Below are 3,960 nucleotides of genomic sequence, written 5' to 3'. Positions count from 1 at the left end.
GATGGGCATGCCAGACCCCGCGTCTGCGGCATGATCCGCCGGGCAGGCCTCAGCCGGCAATCCCCTTCGGGATCGTCTTCTTGACGGCCGACGCGAGATCGATGAGCACGGCGGACGAGTCACGCCCCTCCGGCACGGCGACCTCGACGTACGCAAGACGATTGGCGGTTGTGAAGCGGTACGCCCCGTCGTCCCCCTTCTCCATCAGCCAGTCGACGCCGTTCACGCCCCCGGCCACCGCGTCGGGATCCCGCCCCTCCGCCACCTTCGGGTCGATCATCTTCGGCGGCCGTGCGACACCACAGCGCAGTATGATCGCGGGGTTTCCCCAGCCCGCCGTGAGGACGGACCGGGGCTCGGGGTCCCGGCGCTCCAGACCGGCGACCTCACGAGGCAGCGCACCGTCCAGGTTCTGACACAGCTTGGTGACCTCTGTGTCCGGGCTGGGAACCGCGATGCCCGCGCTGTCGTCTGCTGAGGAGCAGCCCGCGACGGTGATCAACAGAACGGACGCGGGCAGACCGATGAGCCGGTGACGGGAAAACTTCACCGGCCAAGGGTAGACGGGGGCTAGAGATGGACGACCGGGCAGGTCAGGGTGCGGGTGATCCCGTCCACTTGCTGGACCTTGGCGACCACCATGCGACCGAGGTCGTCGACGGTGTCGGCCTGGGCGCGCACGATGACGTCGTACGGTCCCGTCACGTCCTCGGCCTGGATCACCCCAGGGATCTTGCTGATCGTCTCGGCGACGGTCGACGCCTTGCCGACCTCCGTCTGGATCAGGATGTACGCCTGTACCACGGAACCTCCAGGGCGGCCACGAGGATCATGTGGGGAAAAGGAACGCCACGGTATCGCGTTGCCGCTCGCCGCGGGGAGACCTGCGGTGACCACGGCACACGCGCCGCGGTGCAGGCACGACGGATGTTGACGGTCGGGCGGGGCGGATCGGCGGTCACTTCGACCGTATCGAGGACACTGATGACCCGCGACCGGGAACGCACAGGGACAGAAGGGGCGTAAGGGCAATGAAGGGCACTGTTGGTGAGCTCGGTGAGTTCGGGCTCATCAGGGAGCTCACCTCCCGTCTCACCACCACCCCGGCGGTGCGGGTCGGGCCGGGTGACGACGCCGCGGTGGTCGCCGCGCCCGACCGCCGGGTGGTGGCCAGTACCGACCTCCTCCTGGAGGGGCGGCACTTCCGCCGTGACTGGTCCACGGCGTACGACGTGGGCCGCAAGGCGGCCGCGCAGAACCTCGCGGACATCGCGGCGATGGGCGCCGTCCCGACCGCGCTGCTGCTCGGTCTGGTCGTCCCGGCCGAACTCCCGGTGACCTGGCCGACGGAGCTGATGGACGGCCTGCGCGACGAGTGCCAGGTCGCGGGCGCCGCCGTGGTGGGCGGTGATGTCGTACGGGGTGACACGATCATGGTGTCGATCACCGCGCTCGGCGATCTGCGCAACCAGGAGCCCGTGACTCGGGCCGGTGCCCAGCCCGGTGACCTCGTCGCGGTGACCGGCTGGCTCGGCTGGTCCGCCGCCGGCTACGCGGTGCTGTCGCGCGGGTTCCGCTCGCCGCGCGCCTTCGTCGAGGCGCACCGGCGCCCCGAGCCGCCGTATCACGCCGGTCCGGCGGCGGCCGCGTTGGGCGCGACGGCGATGTGCGACGTCAGCGACGGGCTGATCGCCGACCTCGGGCACATCGCGGAGGCCAGCAAGGTCCGCATCGACATCCGCTCCGGTGCGATCGACGTCCCCTCGCAGATGAACGACATCGGGCAGGCGGTCGGGGTGGACCCCCTGCAGTGGGTGCTCACCGGGGGAGAGGACCACGCGATCGTGGCGACCTTCCCGCCGGATGTGAAGCTGCCCGCCCGCTGGAAGGTCATCGGTGAGGTGCTCAACCCCTCGGCACTGCCGCAGGTGACGGTCGACGGGGCGGCGTGGACCAAGGGCGGCTGGGACCACTTCGGGGACATCGAGTCATGAGCGCGCCGCCCAGAGTGCTGACCGTGGCCGGCTCGGACTCCGGCGGGGGTGCGGGCATCCAGGCCGACCTGAAGACGATGCTCGCGCTCGGCGTGCACGGCATGAGCGTGCTCACCGCGGTCACCGCGCAGAACTCCCTTGGCGTGCAGGGCGCCTGGGAACTGCCGGTGGCGGCGGTGCGGGCCCAGTACCGCAGCGTCGTCGACGACATCGGCGTCCAGGCCGTGAAGACCGGGATGCTGGCCTCGGCCGAACTGGTCGAGGTGGTGGCCGAGTTGATCGGCGAGACGGACGCGCCCACGGTCGTCGACCCGGTGGGCGTCTCCAAGCACGGGGACCCGCTGCTGGCGGCCTCCGCGCTGGATTCCGTACGGACGAAGCTGCTGCCGGCGGCGACCGTGGTGACGCCGAACCTCGACGAGGTCGCCCAACTGACGGGTGTACGGGTCGAGTCGGAGGCCGACCTGCGCCGGGCCGCGGCGGCCGTGCTGGCGTACGGACCGACCTGGGTCGTGATCAAGGGCGGGCATCTGCCCGGCGACGCCGTGGATCTGCTCACCGACGGCTCCGAGGAGCACTGGCTGCGCGCGCCCCGGCACGACAACCGGCACACGCACGGCACGGGCTGCACCCTCGCGTCGGCGATCGCATCACAGCTCGCGAAGGGGCAGTCCGTGCCGGAGGCGGTGGCGGCGGCCAAGGAGTACGTCACCGGGGCGATCGCGGCCGGGTTCGCGCTCGGTGGGGGGATCGGGCCCGTGGACCATGGGTGGCGCTTCAGGGCGGGCTGCAGCGCGTAAGCGCTCGCCCTCAGCTCGATGCCCGTGGTCGCGGATCCACTTCGGGCACAGCGGATCCGCTTCGGGCACAGCAGAGAGCCGGTCCACACGAGGTGGACCGGCTCTCTGCAGCGAACCAGCAGTGGCCGCGCGCTTAGCAGCTGTGCGTCAGCGCGAGACCTTGCCGGCCTTGATGCACGAGGTGCAGGCGTTCACGCGCTTCGGCGTCCCGCCGACCACGGTACGCACACGCTGGATGTTCGGGTTCCAGCGGCGGGACGTACGGCGGTGCGAGTGCGAGATGTTGTTGCCGAAGCCCGGCCCCTTGCCGCAGACGTCGCAGTTGGCAGCCACGGGTCACTCCAAAGACTTCAGATGCACTTACGGTTGATCCCGGCATGCCGGGATCAAGATCTTAGGCTCTTGCGAGCGATCTGAGATCTGAGTGGCGTTGCCAGGGGAATAGCCCGATCAGGATCGGGCAACCGGAGCAGCATACAACGACTGCGCCCGTACAACGAAACTACCACGGCGGCTCAGGCGTCCGCCCCCGCCCTCTTCCGCCGGGCACCGGCCCCAGGGCTACGCTGCGTCCGACGTCCAGCTCAAGGAGGCGCAGGTGGCGCAGGTGCCGCAGACATTCTTCGATGCTCTGGCGGTGCGTACCTGGTGCGGTCTCGCGCTGGAGGCGCTGGGACGCGCGCGTGAGGAGATCGACGCGATCAACGTGTATCCCGTGGCGGACGGGGACACCGGCACCAATCTGTATCTGACCGTCGAGTCGGCGGTCGCCGCGGTGGAGGCGGTGTTCGCCGCGCACGAGGTCGGCTCCCGGAACCCCGGAGGGCCGTCGCTGGCCGAGGTCACGCGCGCGATGGCGCACGGGGCGCTCATCGGGGCGCGGGGCAACTCCGGGACGATCCTCGCGCAGCTGCTGCGCGGTATGGCGCAGGTGCTCGTCGACGGTGCGGACGCTCAGACCGACGCCCAGAGCCTGCGGCTCGCCCTGCGGCGCGCCGCCGACTCCGCCCGCCAGGCCGTGGCCCACCCCGTGGAGGGCACGGTCCTGTCGGTCGCCTCGGCCGCTGCCGACGCGGCCGGTGGAGCCGAGGGCGACTGCGGGACGGTCGCACGGGCCGCCTACGAAGGGGCGCGGGCCGCTCTCGCCGCGACCCCGGGACAGCTGG

At 71.0% G+C, this 3,960-nt stretch carries 6 protein-coding genes; 3 read left to right on the top strand and 3 right to left on the bottom strand.

The annotated features are described in order from the left end of the window. Nucleotides 1-49 precede the first annotated feature (49 nt). Both ACTWQJ_RS47825 and ACTWQJ_RS47820 read right to left on the bottom strand, forming a co-directional pair. Nucleotides 50-550: a DUF3515 domain-containing protein gene (locus ACTWQJ_RS47825; RefSeq protein WP_443312639.1), complete on the bottom strand. Its 501-nt coding sequence runs from the start codon at nucleotides 548-550 to the stop codon at nucleotides 50-52. Between the two features lie 20 nt (nucleotides 551-570). Further along, nucleotides 571-804, bottom strand: coding sequence for an Lrp/AsnC family transcriptional regulator (locus ACTWQJ_RS47820; protein WP_003997603.1), 234 nt, complete (start codon nucleotides 802-804; stop codon nucleotides 571-573). Nucleotides 805-1,031: 227 nt separating this feature from the next. On the opposite strand from ACTWQJ_RS47820, the gene ACTWQJ_RS47815 reads away from it, so the two are divergent. Continuing rightward, the gene (locus ACTWQJ_RS47815; protein WP_385512920.1) at nucleotides 1,032-1,994 is read left to right on the top strand and encodes a thiamine-phosphate kinase; all 963 of its coding nucleotides are present in this window, start codon (nucleotides 1,032-1,034) and stop codon (nucleotides 1,992-1,994) included. Then, on the top strand, nucleotides 1,991-2,794 hold the full coding sequence (thiD, locus tag ACTWQJ_RS47810) for a bifunctional hydroxymethylpyrimidine kinase/phosphomethylpyrimidine kinase (protein WP_443312638.1): 804 nt from the start codon (nucleotides 1,991-1,993) through the stop codon (nucleotides 2,792-2,794). The genes ACTWQJ_RS47815 and thiD overlap by 4 nt, the downstream gene beginning before the upstream one ends. A 147-nt stretch (nucleotides 2,795-2,941) precedes the next feature. Here the strand turns inward: thiD and rpmB are convergent, their stop codons facing one another. Further along, complete coding sequence (gene rpmB, locus ACTWQJ_RS47805) at nucleotides 2,942-3,127, bottom strand: 50S ribosomal protein L28 (protein WP_003993230.1); 186 nt, start codon at nucleotides 3,125-3,127, stop codon at nucleotides 2,942-2,944. 265 nt (nucleotides 3,128-3,392) lie between these two features. On the opposite strand from rpmB, the gene ACTWQJ_RS47800 reads away from it, so the two are divergent. Beyond that, a partial coding sequence (locus ACTWQJ_RS47800; RefSeq protein WP_443312637.1) for a DAK2 domain-containing protein occupies nucleotides 3,393-3,960 on the top strand: 568 nt, incomplete at its 3' end.

Source organism: Streptomyces sp. KR55, assembly GCF_052245645.1.
GTDB lineage: Bacteria > Actinomycetota > Actinomycetes > Streptomycetales > Streptomycetaceae > Streptomyces > Streptomyces flavusporus.
The sequence above is the reverse complement of the archived record's forward strand: the minus strand, read 5'-3'. Positions and strand labels throughout refer to the sequence as shown.